Source organism: Lysinibacillus sp. FSL M8-0337 (genome assembly GCF_038593855.1).
Taxonomy (GTDB): domain Bacteria; phylum Bacillota; class Bacilli; order Bacillales_A; family Planococcaceae; genus Lysinibacillus; species Lysinibacillus sphaericus_D.
On the sequence record NZ_CP151996.1, the window covers coordinates 3,450,116 to 3,467,728 of the forward strand.

Annotated in this window: 15 protein-coding genes and 1 other annotated feature; of the genes, 9 read left to right on the forward strand and 6 right to left on the reverse strand. The window is 37.8% G+C overall.

Annotation, left to right across the window (positions count from 1 at the left end):
- The first annotated feature begins 39 nt into the window (after positions 1-39).
- The 6 genes from MKY08_RS16640 to MKY08_RS16665 all read left to right on the forward strand — a co-directional run bounded on the left by MKY08_RS16640 (position 40) and on the right by MKY08_RS16665 (position 6,616).
- Complete coding sequence (locus tag MKY08_RS16640) at positions 40-1,527, forward strand: sensor histidine kinase (RefSeq protein WP_081328059.1); 1,488 nt, start codon at positions 40-42, stop codon at positions 1,525-1,527.
- Positions 1,524-2,192: a response regulator gene (locus MKY08_RS16645; protein ID WP_069513864.1), complete on the forward strand. Its 669-nt coding sequence runs from the start codon at positions 1,524-1,526 to the stop codon at positions 2,190-2,192. The genes MKY08_RS16640 and MKY08_RS16645 overlap by 4 nt, the downstream gene beginning before the upstream one ends.
- Positions 2,193-2,568: 376 nt before the next feature.
- Entirely contained in the window at positions 2,569-3,612 is a 1,044-nt protein-coding gene (locus MKY08_RS16650; protein WP_069513867.1) for a DctP family TRAP transporter solute-binding subunit, read from the forward strand.
- Between the two features lie 56 nt (positions 3,613-3,668).
- Positions 3,669-4,715 carry a DctP family TRAP transporter solute-binding subunit gene (locus MKY08_RS16655; RefSeq protein WP_069513870.1) on the forward strand — a complete coding sequence of 349 codons (1,047 nt, stop codon included), beginning with the start codon at positions 3,669-3,671 and terminating at the stop codon, positions 4,713-4,715.
- Between the two features lie 154 nt (positions 4,716-4,869).
- Positions 4,870-5,367 (forward strand): TRAP transporter small permease, encoded by a 498-nt coding sequence (locus MKY08_RS16660; protein ID WP_069513995.1) that lies wholly within the window; start codon positions 4,870-4,872, stop codon positions 5,365-5,367.
- Positions 5,348-6,616 carry a TRAP transporter large permease subunit gene (locus MKY08_RS16665; RefSeq protein ID WP_069513873.1) on the forward strand — a complete coding sequence of 423 codons (1,269 nt, stop codon included), beginning with the start codon at positions 5,348-5,350 and terminating at the stop codon, positions 6,614-6,616. The genes MKY08_RS16660 and MKY08_RS16665 overlap by 20 nt, the downstream gene beginning before the upstream one ends.
- A 55-nt stretch (positions 6,617-6,671) precedes the next feature.
- Here MKY08_RS16665 and MKY08_RS16670 read toward each other — a convergent pair whose 3' ends face one another.
- The 3 genes from MKY08_RS16670 to leuS all read right to left on the reverse strand — a co-directional run bounded on the left by MKY08_RS16670 (position 6,672) and on the right by leuS (position 11,037).
- Entirely contained in the window at positions 6,672-7,610 is a 939-nt protein-coding gene (locus MKY08_RS16670; RefSeq protein ID WP_069513876.1) for a hypothetical protein, read from the reverse strand.
- Positions 7,597-8,118: a sigma-70 family RNA polymerase sigma factor gene (locus tag MKY08_RS16675; RefSeq protein ID WP_081328060.1), complete on the reverse strand. Its 522-nt coding sequence runs from the start codon at positions 8,116-8,118 to the stop codon at positions 7,597-7,599. The genes MKY08_RS16670 and MKY08_RS16675 overlap by 14 nt, the downstream gene beginning before the upstream one ends.
- A gap of 501 nt (positions 8,119-8,619) precedes the next feature.
- Complete coding sequence (gene leuS / locus MKY08_RS16680; RefSeq protein WP_069513881.1) at positions 8,620-11,037, reverse strand: leucine--tRNA ligase; 2,418 nt, start codon at positions 11,035-11,037, stop codon at positions 8,620-8,622.
- Between the two features lie 91 nt (positions 11,038-11,128).
- Positions 11,129-11,348 (reverse strand) — a binding site (T-box leader).
- A gap of 251 nt (positions 11,349-11,599) precedes the next feature.
- Here leuS and MKY08_RS16685 point away from each other — a divergent pair.
- Entirely contained in the window at positions 11,600-12,184 is a 585-nt protein-coding gene (locus MKY08_RS16685) for a transposase (RefSeq protein WP_069513884.1), read from the forward strand.
- 51 nt (positions 12,185-12,235) lie between these two features.
- On the opposite strand, the gene sulP is transcribed toward MKY08_RS16685, so the two are convergent.
- The 3 genes from sulP to MKY08_RS16700 all read right to left on the reverse strand — a co-directional run bounded on the left by sulP (position 12,236) and on the right by MKY08_RS16700 (position 15,715).
- Entirely contained in the window at positions 12,236-13,975 is a 1,740-nt protein-coding gene (gene sulP, locus MKY08_RS16690; protein ID WP_069513887.1) for a sulfate permease, read from the reverse strand.
- 75 nt (positions 13,976-14,050) lie between these two features.
- Positions 14,051-14,398 (reverse strand): metalloregulator ArsR/SmtB family transcription factor, encoded by a 348-nt coding sequence (locus MKY08_RS16695; protein ID WP_069513889.1) that lies wholly within the window; start codon positions 14,396-14,398, stop codon positions 14,051-14,053.
- A gap of 144 nt (positions 14,399-14,542) precedes the next feature.
- Positions 14,543-15,715, reverse strand: a complete 1,173-nt coding sequence (locus MKY08_RS16700) for an MFS transporter (RefSeq protein WP_069513892.1) — start codon at positions 15,713-15,715, stop codon at positions 14,543-14,545.
- A gap of 292 nt (positions 15,716-16,007) precedes the next feature.
- Here MKY08_RS16700 and MKY08_RS16705 point away from each other — a divergent pair, with 292 nt between their 5' ends.
- Together MKY08_RS16705 and MKY08_RS16710 are read left to right on the forward strand one after the other, a co-directional pair.
- Entirely contained in the window at positions 16,008-16,964 is a 957-nt protein-coding gene (locus tag MKY08_RS16705; protein ID WP_069513893.1) for a TIGR01212 family radical SAM protein, read from the forward strand.
- A complete protein-coding gene (locus tag MKY08_RS16710; protein WP_069513896.1) occupies positions 16,961-17,587 on the forward strand; it encodes a class I SAM-dependent methyltransferase in 627 nt (208 codons plus the stop codon). Before MKY08_RS16705 ends, MKY08_RS16710 begins: the two co-directional genes overlap by 4 nt.
- Positions 17,588-17,613: the final 26 nt, after the last annotated feature.

The window sequence follows — 17,613 nt, forward strand, 5'->3', positions numbered from 1 at the left end:
ATAATTGTTATTTTTTCTATCACGACGAGTGGTGCAATTATGATTCATAATCTTGCTGGTGCTTTGGAAAAAGAATTCGGTGCACGTGCAATAGCTATTGCACGAACCGTTTCACAGCTGACAGAAGTCCAAAAACATGTAGGCACAAAAGAAGGTTTTGAAGTGATTCAACCCATTGCTGAACGCATCCGATTAACAACGGATGTTGATTACATTGTTATCATTGATATGAAACGTATTCGTTACTCCCATCCATCTGAAAGTAAACTTGGTACAGTTTTTGAAGGTGGCGATGAAATAGAAGCTTTTTCACAGCATGAGTACATATCAAAGGCACACGGTGTGCTTGGCTATTCCATACGAGCATTTGTACCAATTATGAATGAGGAAGGTACCAAACAGGTTGGCGTTATTACCGTTGGGCTGCTGGCACCAAAATGGTATAACCTTTTAGACCAATATCAATTTGATATTTTAGTCTCTCTTTTTTGGGGACTCGTTATTGGTTTAGGTGGATCTGTATGGGTAGCTAACCATTTAAAACGCCAAACATTTAATTTAGAACCTTATGAAATTGCTCGGCTAGTAGAAGAACGCTCAGGTATTATTCAAGCGATGGATATTGGTATTTTGGCGACTGATGAAAGCGGGAATGTAACATTTATTAACCGATTAGCGAGGCAATATACGCATTTCTTTGGGCATAAAGTTTCCAGAAAATCATTATTTAAAAACACTTGGCTGGCAGAGGATACCATTCAACAGCACGAAGTCTATCGACCACTGTTAATGTTCGATCAAATGTATTTAGTTCGAACATTTCCGATTCGGATTATGGAGCAAAATGCGGGATATCTCATCATGTTAACCGACCGTAAAGAAGCAAATATGCTTGCCGAAGAATTAACGGGTATTAAAATGCTTGTCGATTCCTTGCGAGCACAGCAACACGAATATATGAACCGTCTCCATAGTATTGCAGGGCTTATTCAATTAGAACGAAATGACGATGCATTAAGCCTCATTATCGATGAAATTACAGATGAAGAGGAAATCATTCAAAGTTTGCATGATAAATTTCAAGATTATTCAATTCAAGGCTTATTGCTTGGCAAATACTCACGTGCTAAGGAACTAGGAGTGGAACTAACAATTGATGAAGATTCGAACCTTGTGGATTTTATGAGTGGTTTATCGTGTGGTGACATTATCACCATTATCGGCAACTTACTGGACAATGCAATGGAAGCTTGCTTCGAATGTCCGCATAAAGATGTTCACTTAACGATCATTGGGGATAAGCACTTTTTAATTATCGAAGTGCAGGACAGTGGTAAAGGAATTGAAGGCGTACCACAGCGTATTTTTGATTACGGATTTAGTACGAAACAAAAAGATGGACACGGTATTGGTCTTGCACTAGTCAAACAAATTGTCGAATCCAATAAGGGAACAATTCAAGTAGAATCCACTGTTCATATTGGTACAACAATTACAATTAATATAGGGGTGATGGACGAACAATGAGCAAACTCACAGTTTTTATCGTAGAAGACGATCCAATGGTGCTTGAGGTTAACAAAGGGTTTTTAAATAAAATGACTGGTTTTCAGCTTATCGGAGAGGCTGTCAACGGACGTGATGCCTACGACAAAATCATTATTCAAAAACCTAATCTCATTTTACTTGATATGTTCTTACCAGATATGACCGGAATGGAATTATTTTTAAAAATTCGAGCGCAGCGTATTCCATCCGATATTATTATGATTACAGCCGCTCGTGATGCACCTACTGTACAAGAGTCCCTTCGACTCGGTGCAATCGATTATCTTATAAAGCCATTTCGTTTTGATCGCTTCGAAAAAGCTTTACAGCAATATCGAAACGCTACAAAAAGTTTACTAAGCACCACTACAATTAACCAAGAGAATATTGATCAGTGGTTAGGCATCCAGCACGAAATGCTTGAACTTCCTAAAGGCTTGAACAACATTACGATGGAGCAAATTTTAGGTTACTTGACAACACTTCAAGCACCTATTACTTCTGAACAGCTTGCACAAAATGTTGGCATGGCGCGAGTAACTGTCCGCAAGTACCTAGACTTTTTAGCAACAAAAGGTACAGTGCAAATCGAATTAAAATACGGAACTGTTGGACGACCTACAAAATACTATTCCATTAAATAATGACATCCTGCGCCGTCTATCCACTTTTCTGATTACTAATAGCAATATATAAGAATCTGCTCGCTTTTGTGGGTAAGCAACAAGCCATAGCAATCTCCACGTTATCTTCAGGATTTTGCTTTGCTATCGTTTTCCCATGCAAGGCGTGCAGATTCTTTTCTTTTGAGAAGCTTCTATAACATTAAAGCAGTTAAAATCACTTACCTATTCATAAAAAAATAAGTACGCGCTCTGTTTTGTAACAGTTTATTAAAATAATAAATTGTTATATACCATAAATACCAAAATGTTCATTAATACCATAATATTGAGTATTTCAAAATATACAATACAATAAAAAGCGTTCACATCTTCAATAGATTAGAGGTGAATTTATATGTGGCGCAATCGTATTCACAAACAATTTGTGAGCGTTCTCATTTTACTGACAGTGCTGTTAATTTCTTGTCAACAACAAGATTACCCTACAGACAATGAGCAATTAAGTCATGAAGAACAAATTGTTATTCGCTTTTCACATGTAGTTGGTGAAAACACACCAAAGGGAATGGCAGCAGTAAAGTTTGCCGAGCTGATTAAACAACGAAGTAATGGTCATGTAGAAATTCAAGTCTTTCCAAATGGTGTTCTTTATAAAGATGGTGAAGAAATGAATGCGCTTTTACGTGGAGATATTCAAATGATCGCACCAGCCATTTCAAAAATTACAACACTCGTTCCAGAATGGTCAGTGATGGACTTACCCTATGCATTTAAAAATGCGGAAGAAGTACATGCATACATTGATAGTGAAGTGGGTCAATCATTAATGAAGAAATTAAATGATCATAATCTGTTTTCAATGGGTGTTTGGGATAGTGGATTCAAACAATTGAGTAATAGTATCCGCCCTATCCAAGATGTCTCTGACTTAAAGGACTTACGAATGCGCATCATGCCAAGCGATATTTTAGCAGAGCAATTTTTAAGTGTTGGTGCCTATCCAAAACGCATAGATTTCAACACAGTCTTCCATCAACTACAAAAAGGCAATGTAGATGGACAGGAAAATACATTAACAAATATTACAAGTAAAAATCTTCATTCCTTACAAGACTACTTAAGCATTAGTAATCATGGTTATTTAGGTTATTTGCTACTGATGAACAATGAGTTCTGGCAATCCTTACCGAAGGATGTTCAAACATTGCTTATTGAAACACTTGCTGAGGTACAAGAATGGGAATGGCAACTGGCAGAAAATCTCACAACAGAACGTTTGCAAGAAATGGAAGCTTGTAGTTGTATCAATATTCATTACTTTACAGATGAAGATGTTCAGCAATGGGAATCTGCATTTGAACCAGTGTATAAGTATTACGCAAATAACTATAGCAAGAAATATATACTTGCACTGCCAAAAAACCAATCACGTCATTAACTTGGGTTTAAAGGGGATCCTTTCAACTATAATCAAAACTTTTAGGGGGATTTGACATGAAAAAATGGCTTCTTATGTCACTGATGGCTGTGCTTGTACTAGCATTAGCCGCGTGTGGAGGCGACAAAAAAGAAACAGCTTCTGCTCCAGCAGCTGAAGGTGATGGTGGTTATACAAAAGACAAACCGCTCGTTATTAAATTTTCTCACGTTACATCAATTGACAGTGTTAAAGGAAAAGCTGCCGATGCTTTTGCAAAATTAGTTGAGGAAAAAACTGACGGTAAAGTGAAAGTTGAAGTTTATCCTTCTTCTCAATTATATGGCGATAATGATGAACTGGATGCATTAGTATCTGGAAACGTACATATGATTGCTCCTTCTGTTACAAAAATGGTGAAAATTGACCCTCGTTGGCAATACGTGGACATGCCTTACCTTTTTGAAAATGAAGAGCATGTTCGTAAATTCTTTGATTCTGACGTAGCAAAAACAATTCTTGAATCCGATCAATTAGCGGCAAATGATATTAAAGGTTTAGTATTTTGGGAAAATGGCTTTAAACATTTTTCAAATAACAAACACCCACTTGTAAATGTAGAAGATTTTAAAGGATTAAAATTCCGTGCACAAGCTGGTAAAGTTCTTGAAGCACAATTTAAAGCATTAAAAGCTGGCTCTGCTACGATTTCATTCGGTGAAACATACGCTGCTCTGCAACAAGGAACTGTCGATGGACAAGAAAATACGTTCAACAACTTCGATACACAAAAATACCAAGAAGTTCAAAAGTACTTCTCTGTCTCTGAACACGGTCGTCTTGATTACGCTATCTTTGTAAACAAACCTTTCTGGGATAAGATTCCAAGCGATTTATTAAAAGCGATTGAAGATTCTTTAGATGAGGCCACAACGTTAGCTTGGGATTTAGCTGCTGAAGAAAACGCAAAATCGTATGAAAACATTAAGAACTCTGGCATTGAAGTAATTGAATTAACAGCCGCTCAAAAAGAGGCTATCAAAGCTGAACTTGAGCCCGTTTACGAAGAGTTTGGCAAAGCGATTACTGAAGATTTAATTAATGGTATTCGTGATTTAAAATAAGTGCTTCAAATTGAGTGTCGATGACTTATCGACACTCACTCTTTTTCTTCAAGTAAATCGCTTACAATATTTTGAAAATTGATAGAAAGAATGAATCCTTGTTCTACTTTATAAATCGGAAAATACTATCATCATATTTTAAGGAGGTATCCGCATGAAATTTTTACATAAACTATGGGGTTATTTAGAGGAAATCCTTGCTGGATTCTTTTTCGTAATCGGAATTGCACTGATCTTCTACGGTGTAATGATGCGTTATATTTTTAACGAACCTCAAGCTTGGGTAGAAGAATTAGCGCGCTACGCAATTATTTGGGGAACATTTCTTGGTTTTGGTTTAGCACTTCGTCACAATCAACACATCCAAGTAGATATTTTATACGATAAATTAAAACCATCCAATAAACGAATTTTAGATTTAGTGGCAACATGCTTAAGCATCGTCTTTTGTTTGATTTATACGTACTATGGATTTATTTTAGTTGAAAACCGTTATACATCCGGTATGGTATCACTAGACATTGGCATTCCTATGTGGGTAGTCTACTTAGTACTGCCGATTTCAGGTGTATTATTTTTACTACGATTTGTAGAAAGATTAGTCAATATTTTAAGAGGAAAGGACGAAGAATATGCTAATCCTCTTACTTAGTTTCTTTATTTTATTATTTTTACGTGTACCTGTCGCAGTGAGCTTAGCGCTTTCAACGATTTTAGTGTTCTTCCAAATTGATTTTAATATGAATATGATTCCACAGCGTATTTTCACAGCTCTCGATTCATTCCCGATGATGGCTATTCCGGGATTCGTTCTTGCTGGCGTACTGATGGCACGTGGGGGCATTTCTAAGTATTTAATAGAAGCATTACGCGCTTGGATTGGACATCTCCCTGGCGGTCTCGCAGTCGTAACCATTGTTGCCTGTGCGATATTCGCAGCGATTTCAGGTTCTTCCCCTGCTACTGCTGCTGCTATCGGTTCCATTATGATTCCTGCCATGATTTCAGCTGGCTATAAAAAGCGTTACTCTATGGGTCTTGTAGCAGCCGGTGGTACGCTAGGCATCTTAATTCCTCCAAGTGTTCCTTTAATCATTTATGGTATAACTTCCGAGCAATCTATCGGTGAATTATTTATGGCTGGGGTTATTCCAGGTCTTGCTTTAACGGGTATTTTAATCGTTGCTGCTATCTTCTATGCAAAACGCAATGGGTTTAAAGGCGATGAACCGGCATCTTGGGAAGAACGCTGGCGTAAATCATTGAAAGCCATTTGGGGTGGCTTCTTACCATTTTTAATTTTAGGAACGATTTATTCTGGTGTTGTCACACCTACTGAATCGGCTGTGATTGCAGTATTTTACGGATTGGTCGTGTCACTATTTATCTACCGTGAAATGAAGTTAAAAGACTTCCGTGAAGTATTAGTTGAGTCTATTAATATTACAGCGATGATTTTCTTAATTATCGGTGCTGCATCTTTATTCGGTTTATATTTAACGAACGCACAAGTTCCTCAACAAGTTGGTGCTTGGATTGCGGAAAGTGACTTGAACAAATGGATTTTCATGATTATCGTCAATATTTTATTCTTTATCATGGGGATGTTCTTAGAAGCAGTATCCATTATTCTCATAACGCTACCAATCTTGCTACCAATCCTTGTTCATTTTGATATCAACCTTATTCACTTTGCGATTATTATGACAATCAATATGGAGCTTGGTATGATTACACCTCCTGTCGGTCTAAATCTCTTTGTAGTAAGTGGTATTGCAAAGGAAAAACTCGGAGAAGTAGTTAAAGGCGTTATTCCTTTTATTATTTTAATGATTGTGTTCTTAGCACTCGTTATCATTCTTCCACAAATATCACTTTGGCTACCAGAACAAATGAAATAACGTGCCAGGCACCCAAACGATTCTGAATTTTCGAATTTGTTTCGGTGCCTGACACTTAAAAAATCCAAATAAGGAAAGCGATAAATATAATAGAGGTATAAGTTGTAGTTGTTAATGCTACGTAATGTCTTTTTTCATGTCTTCCAAAATAATATTCGATTGCTAAATTAGGTAACAATATAACTAAAATAAGCACAAAGTCAGCAGCAATAAATATAATCCATGATTTTAAGTTAAATATACATAGAACAATAACATTGATGAACTTATTAAGATATACGACTTTCTTATGATTGTCACTTACATACTTCGGCTCTTTTGAAATATGGAATTTCCAGCGAACGGCTCTCTCCGCTACCCAAGCCCCTAGCCAAATGAAACCAATCCATACGAGAAAGACCAAAAAGTTAAAGTCCAATTTCTTAAAATTAAAGTCTGTAAATGCAGATACAGCCTCCCCATCATTGACCTCATAAAACTTATTGGTTTTTATATCGAGAAAGGCAAATTGTTCATTACTTTTAAACATCTGGAGCTTTACCACTTGCCCATTACTAAATTCTATCCATAAATTATTAATCAAGTAATACTCCTCTGATTTTTGGCTTACCACTGCCTTTTGAAGCATGTTCTCAATCAGCTTTGTCTCAGTCCCTTTTGCGTACTCTTGTTGCCCTATTACCCAACCTGTTCTTCCCGCTTTAAATGAATCTTCATACCAATTTTGTGCAATGGACAGCTGCTGTATTTCTTCATTTTGCGCTAGTTCAACAATTGAGGCATGCTGTACATATTCCGTTTGCTGCCATGGCCCACTCGCAATCAAAAAAAGCAGCGTCACCATTATCCCTACAATTATTGTAGGATATTGCCATTTGCTATTTTGTTTGTACTGTTGTTGTGTGGCTTGGTGCACAATGCGCTCCTGTAATCCTTTCGTAAAACGTGGTGTTTCACCTATTTCCTCATTCAGCTTCTTTTTAAAAGATGTCATCGTCTAGCACCTCCCAATCACTTCGTTCGAGCTTGCTTTGTAACAGTTGTCTTGCTCTACGCAACCTAGTTTTCACTGTATTTTCTGTATTACCTAGTACATCTGCAATTTCACGTACTTTTAATTCCTGATAATAATAAAGAATCAATACTTCCCGATAAGTAATAGGTAACTCAAATAATGCCGCTTGCAATGTAACTCGTTCCGCCGCTTTAATGACATCGCTTTCTGGCGTTCTTTTACTAATACCAAAATGAAATTTACTAAGTAATTGATGGCGTTTATTTTTCCAGCTTCTTAAATAATCATGACTTTTATGTACTGTAATTTTTACTAAATAAGTTTTAAGCGAAGCTCTTTGTTCAAAGCGATGCTGTTGCAAATAGTAGGCCAGAAATACATCCTGTACGATTTCTTCTGCAATCGACCAGTCTCGTACATATAAATAGGCCACACGAAGGCAATACTCGCCGTGCTCTTCCATAATGGCTGTTAAATGCTCACTCACTAGAGCCCCTCCTTTATTCATTCATCCTATAGTCGTAAAATTTTTAAAGTTGGTTTCACTTTAACAAAAAAAGTGCCCTTGTTTTGGACACTTTTTTCGTTAGCATCGTTTTAAAACTTTAGAATCGTCCCTATTTCTTACATTTTAATTTGCTTAGAGCTGTTTTCTATTTCGTCCATAACTGACGTTAACTTATAAACATTGCCATTTTGGGTTGCATGCTTGTGCCATATTTTCCGCTCTATATGATTTATCTGTTGGCGCTGATGCTAGTACTTCATAATTGGGCTACATTCGATGTAGCATCTATCATAGGTTGAACCCCTGCCATCTTTTCTTCCCATTACATTGTTAGCAGGTTGCTGTTCGCTTCCTTTCCGCTCAATCCCTCTATCCATCCATCGTTCATCCAATGCATGTAATGTTCCTATTCCCAACGGCATTTATAAAAAAAGCCGTGAAGTACGCTTATTACAACGTATTTCACGGCTCTTTGTTTAATTATTTAACAACAATATTAACAAGCTTTCCTGGGATGACAATAATTTTCACCAAGTCTTTGCCCGCCATATATTCTTGTACTTTTTCATCGGCTAATGCTACTTTTTCAATTTCTTCTTTTGAAGCATCTTTTGCTACGATAATTTTTGCACGTACTTTACCTGCCACTTGAACAGCAACTTCCACTTCATCGTCCACTAGCTTAGACTCATCATACGTTGGCCATTCTTCATAAGATAATGTATTTTCATGACCTAATAGTTGCCATAGCTCTTCAGCAATATGCGGAGCGATTGGTGCTAGCATTTTCACAAATCCTTCAGCATAGGCTGTTGGAAGTACTTCTGCTTTGTAGCAGTCATTAATAAATACCATCATTTGTGAAATAGCAGTATTGAAGCGAATACCTTCATAGTCTTCTGTCACTTTTTTCACTGTTTGGTGATATGATTTTTCTAAAAACGTATCATCTGAAGTTTGAACTTTCGCTGATAGCGTACCTTCTTCTTCGTTGACAAACAAACGCCAGATGCGGTCTAAGAAACGACGAGCTCCGTCCAAACCATTAGTAGACCATGCAACTGAAGCCTCTAATGGACCCATGAACATTTCATAAAGTCGTAGTGTATCTGCACCGTGTGACTCTATGATTTCATCAGGGTTCACGACATTGCCTTTTGATTTAGACATTTTTTCATTACCTTCACCAAGAATCATACCTTGGTTAAATAATTTTTGGAATGGCTCTTTTGTGTGCACTATCCCTAAATCGTATAGTACTTTATGCCAGAAGCGCGCGTATAGTAAATGCAATACTGCATGCTCTGCTCCACCAATATAAATATCAACTGGTAACCAACGTTTTAGCAACTCTGGATCAGCAATCGCTTCTTTGTTGTTAGGGTCAATATAACGTAGGAAGTACCAGCTAGAACCTGCCCATTGTGGCATTGTATTGGTTTCACGACGACCTTTTTTGCCTGTTTCAGGGTCTACAACATTTACCCAATCCGTAATATTCGCTAATGGTGATTCCCCTGTGCCAGATGGACGAATATTATCCGTTTTTGGAAGCATTAATGGTAACTCTGCTTCTGGCACTGGAGTTGTTGTACCATCTTCCCAATGGATCATTGGGATTGGCTCACCCCAATAACGTTGACGAGAGAATAACCAGTCACGAAGACGATAAGATATCTTTTTCTCCCCTACACCTTTTTCCTCTAACCATTCAATCGCCTTAGCAATACCATCTGCTTTATTTAAACCATCAAGGAAATCAGAGTTAATGTGTTGACCGTCACCTGTAAATGCTTCTTTGTCAATATCGCCACCTTCAAGCACAGCAACGATGTCTAAACCAAACTCTTTAGCAAATTCATAATCACGTTCGTCATGCGCAGGAACAGCCATAATCGCACCAGTTCCGTAAGTAGCTAACACATAATCAGCAATCCAAATCGGTACTTTTTTGCCGTTAATCGGATTTACCGCATAAGCGCCTGTAAATACGCCTGTTTTTTCTTTGGCTAAATCTGTACGCTCTAAGTCTGATTTCATTTTTACTTTTTCAAGATATGCATCGACAGCAGCTTGTTGTTCAGCTGTTGTAATTTCAGCCACTAGTTTGTGCTCTGGCGCAAGCACTGTATATGTTGCACCGAATAGTGTATCAGGGCGTGTTGTAAATACCGTAAAGTTTTTGTCCGATCCTTCAATGCTAAATGTTACTTCTGCACCCTCTGAACGGCCAATCCAATTACGTTGCATGTCTTTAATAGATTCTGGCCAATCTACATCTTCTAAATCGTCAATTAAACGATCCGCATACGCTGTAATTTTAAGCATCCATTGTTTCATTGGACGACGTTCTACTGGATGTCCGCCACGTTCAGACTTTCCATCAATCACTTCTTCATTCGCTAGCACTGTACCTAAAGCTGGGCACCAGTTTACCGCCACTTCATCTACATAAGCTAAGCCCTTTTTATATAATTGAATGAAAATCCATTGCGTCCATTTGTAGTATTCTGGATCTGTTGTGTTAATTTCACGATCCCAATCATAGCTAAAGCCTAACTCTTGAATTTGACGTTTAAATGTTGCAATATTTTTTGCTGTAAATTCTGCTGGGTCATTCCCAGTATCAAGTGCATATTGCTCTGCAGGTAATCCGAAGGCATCCCATCCCATCGGATGTAGAACATTAAAGCCTTGCATACGTTTGAAACGTGAAAGGATATCTGTTGCTGTATATCCTTCTGGATGCCCTACGTGAAGTCCCGCTCCTGATGGGTACGGGAACATATCAAGCGCATAAAATTTCGGTTTATCCGTTTCATTTTCTGTTTTGAATGTTTTGTTGACATCCCAATACTGTTGCCACTTTTTTTCAACTTGTTGATGATTAAAGCTCATTATTTTTCCTCCTTATATATGTGCAGTACCACTTATCGTAAGAATTGACAAAATATTTAAAAAATAAAAAAACTCGCCCCTTCCTTTGTCAGAAAGGGACGAGAGTATTCTTAACTCCCGCGGTACCACCCAAATTAGTGATTACACTCGGCTCAAGCTTCCTTAACGCGGAAATAACGGCAAACGTAACAATTACATATTACGTATGCAGACTCAGCAGGCGAGTTCAACTTGCATCCTTACTAGCTTCCACCAACCGCTAGCTCTCTAAAAAGAACCACAAATTTACTATTCCTCATCAATGTCTTTACATGTATTGCATTTATTCTAATGGAAAGTTCTAAAAAGCACAAGCATCTTTTTATGGTGCCTGACACGCACACAATTTCCACACAATTATTAAAAAAAATTTTTTATGATTATTTTCACCAACAATTTTTCATTTCAACCTTCTATGCAGATGAAAAATAAAAATAGTCATTACTTTCGTAACTCCCGTCTAATTGACGTTCTTTACATGCTTTTTTATGCTAAAGAAAAAAGCTAAAGGAGGCAATAGCGTGTGCCAAGAAAAAAACGGCTTTGGTCCCCAGATCATTATCATCATGTAGTAGTGCGCGGTAATAATCGTCAAACTATATTTCACAATGTTGCAGATTACGATGCTTTCTTTCGTGTATTGCAATATGCTTATCATAAATATTCGTTTAAGATTGTTACCTATTGCGTTATGTCTAACCACTATCACCTGCTGATTCGTTCACCCAAAGTACCACTAGGCAAAGTGATGGCCAATGTAAATTGGCGCTACAGCAATTACTTTAAAAAGAAATATCACTATTGCGGTCATCTTTACGAAAGTCGATATTTTGCAGACCTTGTTCCCTCACAACTCGACATGCTTAGTGTTAGTCGCTATATTCACCGCAATCCCATCTCAACGTCTCCCCCTATGGTTGCCAAGATGGAGGACTACCCTTATAGCTCGTATTATTTCTACAAGCATGATATATCTTCAAACTACCCATTCTTTGATACAAGTATTCTCAAAAGTTATTTACTTCAAACCTCACAAGCTCACTCACTATCCTATTGTCAGTATTGCGAGGAACATGAAGGCAAATCATTTAATGTAGCACCCCTATAGAAAAGCTCCACACGACAATCCATCGTGTGGAGCTTCACTCTTCAAAAACTATCAATTGTCAGAATCTTTTCCGTGCCTGTCACTCGAAAAGTCAGCGCATTCATGGAAGGCGAAATGTTTACAACCAAGGCATTTATTCATATCTAAATGTGTCAATGCTCTATTTATAGCTTCTCCTGTATGTTCAAAAAAATGATCTTGTCCAATTTGAGCATATAGTCCATTACGCATTAGCGCTGCTTTTAAGTCCTCTTGTATACCCGTGACGAAGACCTTGCCACCACGCTTTGTAAAGTTCTCCACAATATTGCTAAAATAAGACTCACCTGTGGAGTCCATAAATGGCACTTTCCCCATACGTAAAATCAGGACGCTTGGTTGCTCTTGCATAGAATGCAGTAATGTCTCTTCAAACGTTTGCGCTGCACCAAAAAACAGTGGACCCTCAATCGTATAAATACTAATTTGTGGGCAATCATGCTTTTGATTGACAACATAAGGTTGTACCTTTCCATTCTTTTTTGTATGGTCTGGTAATACTTTATCTACCACCAACTTCTCACTCATTCGTTTAGCAAACAACACAATGGCTAAGCCAAGACCGACTTCAACAGCAATCGTTAGGCTGGCGAAAACGGTAAGCAAAAATGTAATGATTAATACAAGTGAATCTCCAGATTTCGCTTTTACAATATGAGCAAAATGTTTTTGTTCACTCATATTCCACGCAACGACCATTAGTACTGGTGCCATACTTGCTAACGGAATATGCGAAGCAAAGGGCGCTAATAACAATAACGTGACTAATACAAAAACACCATGAATAATACCTGACATTGGTGTTGCAGCACCCGTTTTAATATTGGTTGCCGTACGTGCAATCGCCCCAGTAGCAGGAATCCCTCCGAATAAAGGTGTAATAATATTCGCTATACCCTGTCCTACAAGCTCACGATTACTATTATGTTTCGTATTGGTCATTCCGTCAGCAACAACTGCTGATAAAAGCGACTCAATCCCGCCCAAAATGGCAATCACAAAGGCAGGTCCAATCAATAATTGTAATCGTTCCAAGGTAATTTCTGGTATCGAAAACTTTGGTAACGTATTAGGAATTTGACCATAAGCCGTAGCAATTGTTGCAACTTGTCCTGAAAAAAAGAAGGTAGCGACAAGGGTAGAAACAACAATGCCTACTAATGCGCCAGGTACTTTTGGGAAAAATTTAGGTGTTAAAAGAATAATTACAAGACAAATAATCGCTATGAAAATACTATAATAATTGATTGTTCCTATATGCACGAACAACTCTTTCATATTTGAGATAAAATATTCATGACGTGTAATATTTGTTAAACCTAAAAAATTAGCTATTTGTCCCGTAAAAATGATAACCGCAATACCCGCAGTAAAGCCTATCGTTACTGGGCGTGGAATAAATTTTATAAGAGTACCTAGCTTGAAAAGACCCATTAAACATAGCAGCACTCCCGCCATTAACCCCGCAATTAATAAATTTTCATAGCCATACGATAAGACAATGCCTAAAAGAATTGGCACAAAAGCGCCTGTTGGTCCACCGATTTGGAATTTTGAACCTCCAAATAGCGAAATAAGTATGCCCGCAATACACGCTGTATAGATCCCATATTCCGGTTTTACACCGGAAGCAATGGCAAAAGACATAGCTAGTGGAATTGCAACAATCCCAACAATTATGCCAGATAATAAGTCCTTTTTAAAATGATCAACTGAATACCCTTCAAACCGACCTGTAAACAGTGATTTCATACAATAATCTTCCCTTCGAAATAATTAAGTTTTTCGAATCCAGTTTAGTAAGGGGTGGTAAATGTATTACATCCCCTACATTATCTCTTCGTCATTTTCACTGACGGTCATTTCTTCTAATCTTGAAATTGTATGAATTAAATGGTTGTCAAAGATATCTTTTGCAACACGCAACAATTCAACAATCATTGGATCACTTAAAGAATAGTAAACTTTTTTCCCTTCTTTTGTACCATAAACAATATTTTTTGCCCGTAAAACACTTAACTGCTGCGAAACTGCCGAGCCCTCTTTTTCTAGGCAACTTTGAATCTCATTCACACTTTTCTTGCCATCGACCAATAATTCAAGAATTCTTATCCGTAACGGGTGTGCTAAGGCTTTAAAAAAATCGGCTTTAAACTGTTGTAAGCCTTCTTCCACGTTTATCCCTCCACATCATTCATTTTCACATATTCAAATATTTGAATATGTATGATTGTATCCTTTTGCGTCAACTATTTCAATCTAAAAAAATAAAAAAGCGAATGCTATAACATTCGCTTTAAAGTAAATTGACTTTAATTTTCAGAATTGTTTGCGTGCCTGCCACCCACGGTCATAAATCAGACATGGGAAAATGCCTAGTAATACAATAACTACTAAAATTGAAACAAGGGCAATCATACCAAACTGATCGACCATAATACCGCCGAACAATGGGCCAATCATACGACCTGTTGTAGCCGCACTATTTATAATACCTTGGTAAAAACCTTCGCGTCCCTTTGGTGCAAGCTGATTCGCAATGGTTGGTAAAGCTGGTGTATAAAACATTTCCCCAAATGTTAATACGACCATTGCAGCAGCAAACATTTTAAAATCATCAGCAAATGCTACAATACCAAACGAAGCTGCAATAAGCGTAATGCCAAATACTAATTGACGCTTAAGTTGATGTTCCCAACGGCGCACAAGCGGTGCGATTAGTGGTTGCCCAACAACAATAAGGAGCCCATTAATCGTCCAAAGTAAACTATATTGTTTTAACCCTAAGCCCAAATCTTGCGTATAGGATGAAATGGTTGCACTCCATTGCGAATAGGCAAGCCAGCATAACACGGAAGATGAACTTAAAATTAATAAGGCATAAAATGGTGCCTTATTTGTAATACGTTTACTTTCACTTACTACATTTTTCAATGCAATACTTTCCGCATCTATTCCTCTAAATGTAATCAATGCGATAAAGAAAAATAAAATATACATCGCTAAATTAACGACAAAAACATAATCAAATTGATAATCCGCCACAATCCCAGCTAATGCCGGCCCTACAGCAACACCTAAATTTTGCGCTAAATAAATCGCATTAAACGCCTTACGACCACCCTCAGGCCAAGCCGCTCCCGCTAACGCAAACATCCCTGGAAATACAATTCCTCCACTAAATCCAAGAATGGTTAAAAACCACACATAATGTGGCCAGCCATGCCAGATTGTTAATCCTATTAACGAAGCAACGGTCAATAAAATGCCTAGCATAATCGATTTATAGCCACCAATTCTATCAAATAAAAATCCACCTAATAGATTGCCTAATACACCTGCAGCCGAATTCAACATTAAAACAAAGCCAGCCATTGCAAGTGATTTCCCTAAATAATCATGCATGTAAATGGCATTTAAAGGCCATAAAAAAGAGTTGCCCGTCGTGTTCACAAGCATACCGATAATTAAAAACCAAACACTTTTTGGCATATCCTTGACCCCCATTATTTCGTTTCTCTAAATAGCTAGTTTATGATGAAAAATAAAAAAGTACAAGGAAAATAAATTTACCCTTTGTTCACAAAAAAATTCTTAAATAAACAGTTTTTTCATCCTTTATGCGTTCGTTATAGCAGCCAACAGTTCTGTCGCTTTACCACGGAAATAAATTGTTTATTCAATAAATAAAGCGGCATAACATTTGTCTCTGCATATTTAAATTCTTACTCCATGACGGAACCTTACGCACATGATAAAATATAATGTTAGAGGAGTGAAATACATGACAGAAACAAACTTTCCTTTTCCCACAGAGGGGAAAAGATACTATACATGGAATCGCTATTTACGTGACCACTTCGGTCATAAAGTATTTAAAGTAGCACTCGATGCAGGTTTTGATTGCCCGAACCGAGATGGAACAGTCGCTTTCGGAGGTTGTACATTTTGTAGTGCTGCAGGGTCAGGTGACTTTGCTGGTAATAAAGTTGATCCTATTGATGTGCAATTTGCAGAAATTCGTGACAAAATGCATCAAAAATGGAAAGATGGCAAGTATATGGCTTACTTCCAAGCATATACAAATACCCATGCGCCACTTCCCGTTTTAAAGGAAAAATTTGAGGCTGCGTTAGCACAAGAAGGTGTAGTCGGACTGTCCATTGCCACACGCCCAGATTGCCTACCAGATGATGTTGTTGAATATTTAGCAGAACTAAATGAACGCACCTATTTATGGATTGAGCTGGGCCTACAAACCGTCCATGAAAAAACGGCAAACCTCATTAATCGTGCACATGATTACGCAACCTATGTAGAAGGTGTTGAAAAGCTGCGTAAACATGGGATTCGTGTATGCTCACATATTATCAATGGCCTTCCACTTGAAGATTATGACATGATGATGGAAACGGCACGTGCAGTTGCTAAACTGGATGTCCAAGGCATTAAAATCCATTTACTTCATTTATTAAAAGGGACGCCAATGGTTAAACAATATGAAAAAGGCATGCTAGAATTTTTAGATCAAGATGTCTATACAAAACTAGTTGCAGACCAGTTAGAAATTTTACCACCGCAAATGGTCATCCATCGTATAACAGGTGATGGACCAATTGATTTAATGATTGGACCAATGTGGAGTGTCAATAAGTGGGAAGTATTGAATGGCATTGATGCAGAGTTAGAACGTCGGGGCAGTTGGCAAGGTAAATTTTATAATGCCGAGGTCACAAAATGAAGCTTCAACGCGTCTTACAATATGCACAGCAATTATTAATAGACTCAATACAAGAAGGCGATACTGTTGTCGATGCTACGGCTGGAAACGGTCATGATACATTATTTTTAGCTCAACTTGTTGGTGATAACGGACAAGTTTATGCCTTTGACGTGCAAAAAAATGCAGTCGATGCTACTTTGCACCGTCTGCTAGACAATGCCTTAGAACACCGTGCCCTTGTGTTACATACGGGGCACGAAAATATAGCCAAGCATGTTCAAAAACCAGTTGCGGCTGCTATATTCAATCTTGGCTATTTACCTGGCAGTAACCATGATATCGTAACAAAACCAAATACAACGATTCTAGCAATTCAAGATTTATTACAACTGCTAAAAATCGGCGGTTTAATTGTCCTTGTCATTTACCATGGGCATCCAGGCGGCAAAGAAGAACGTGACGCAGTCATCGACTATGTTAGTCAGTTACCACAAAAATATATCCATGTGTTAAAATACGAATTTTTAAACCAACAAAACGATCCACCATTTGTCATTGCATTAGAAAAAATGAAAGACTTCCCGGTGCCAGTCACTCAAACAATTCTGAACGCACAAGCAGCCGGTTGCGACGGCAATTAAAATAAAAAATCCTCTCATAATGAGAG

Coding starts and splice junctions, on each gene's coding strand:
- MKY08_RS16655 (WP_069513870.1), top strand. CDS start 3,669: ATGAAAAAATGGCTTCTTATGTCACTGATGGCTGTGCTTGTACTAGCA.
- MKY08_RS16645 (WP_069513864.1), top strand. CDS start 1,524: ATGAGCAAACTCACAGTTTTTATCGTAGAAGACGATCCAATGGTGCTT.
- MKY08_RS16640 (WP_081328059.1), top strand. CDS start 40: ATGATTCATAATCTTGCTGGTGCTTTGGAAAAAGAATTCGGTGCACGT.
- MKY08_RS16700 (WP_069513892.1), bottom strand. CDS start 15,715: ATGCCAAAAAGTGTTTGGTTTTTAATTATCGGTATGCTTGTGAACACG.
- MKY08_RS16670 (WP_069513876.1), bottom strand. CDS start 7,610: ATGACATCTTTTAAAAAGAAGCTGAATGAGGAAATAGGTGAAACACCA.
- sulP (WP_069513887.1), bottom strand. CDS start 13,975: ATGAAATCACTGTTTACAGGTCGGTTTGAAGGGTATTCAGTTGATCAT.
- MKY08_RS16650 (WP_069513867.1), top strand. CDS start 2,569: ATGTGGCGCAATCGTATTCACAAACAATTTGTGAGCGTTCTCATTTTA.
- MKY08_RS16660 (WP_069513995.1), top strand. CDS start 4,870: ATGAAATTTTTACATAAACTATGGGGTTATTTAGAGGAAATCCTTGCT.
- MKY08_RS16710 (WP_069513896.1), top strand. CDS start 16,961: ATGAAGCTTCAACGCGTCTTACAATATGCACAGCAATTATTAATAGAC.
- MKY08_RS16705 (WP_069513893.1), top strand. CDS start 16,008: ATGACAGAAACAAACTTTCCTTTTCCCACAGAGGGGAAAAGATACTAT.
- MKY08_RS16665 (WP_069513873.1), top strand. CDS start 5,348: ATGCTAATCCTCTTACTTAGTTTCTTTATTTTATTATTTTTACGTGTA.
- leuS (WP_069513881.1), bottom strand. CDS start 11,037: ATGAGCTTTAATCATCAACAAGTTGAAAAAAAGTGGCAACAGTATTGG.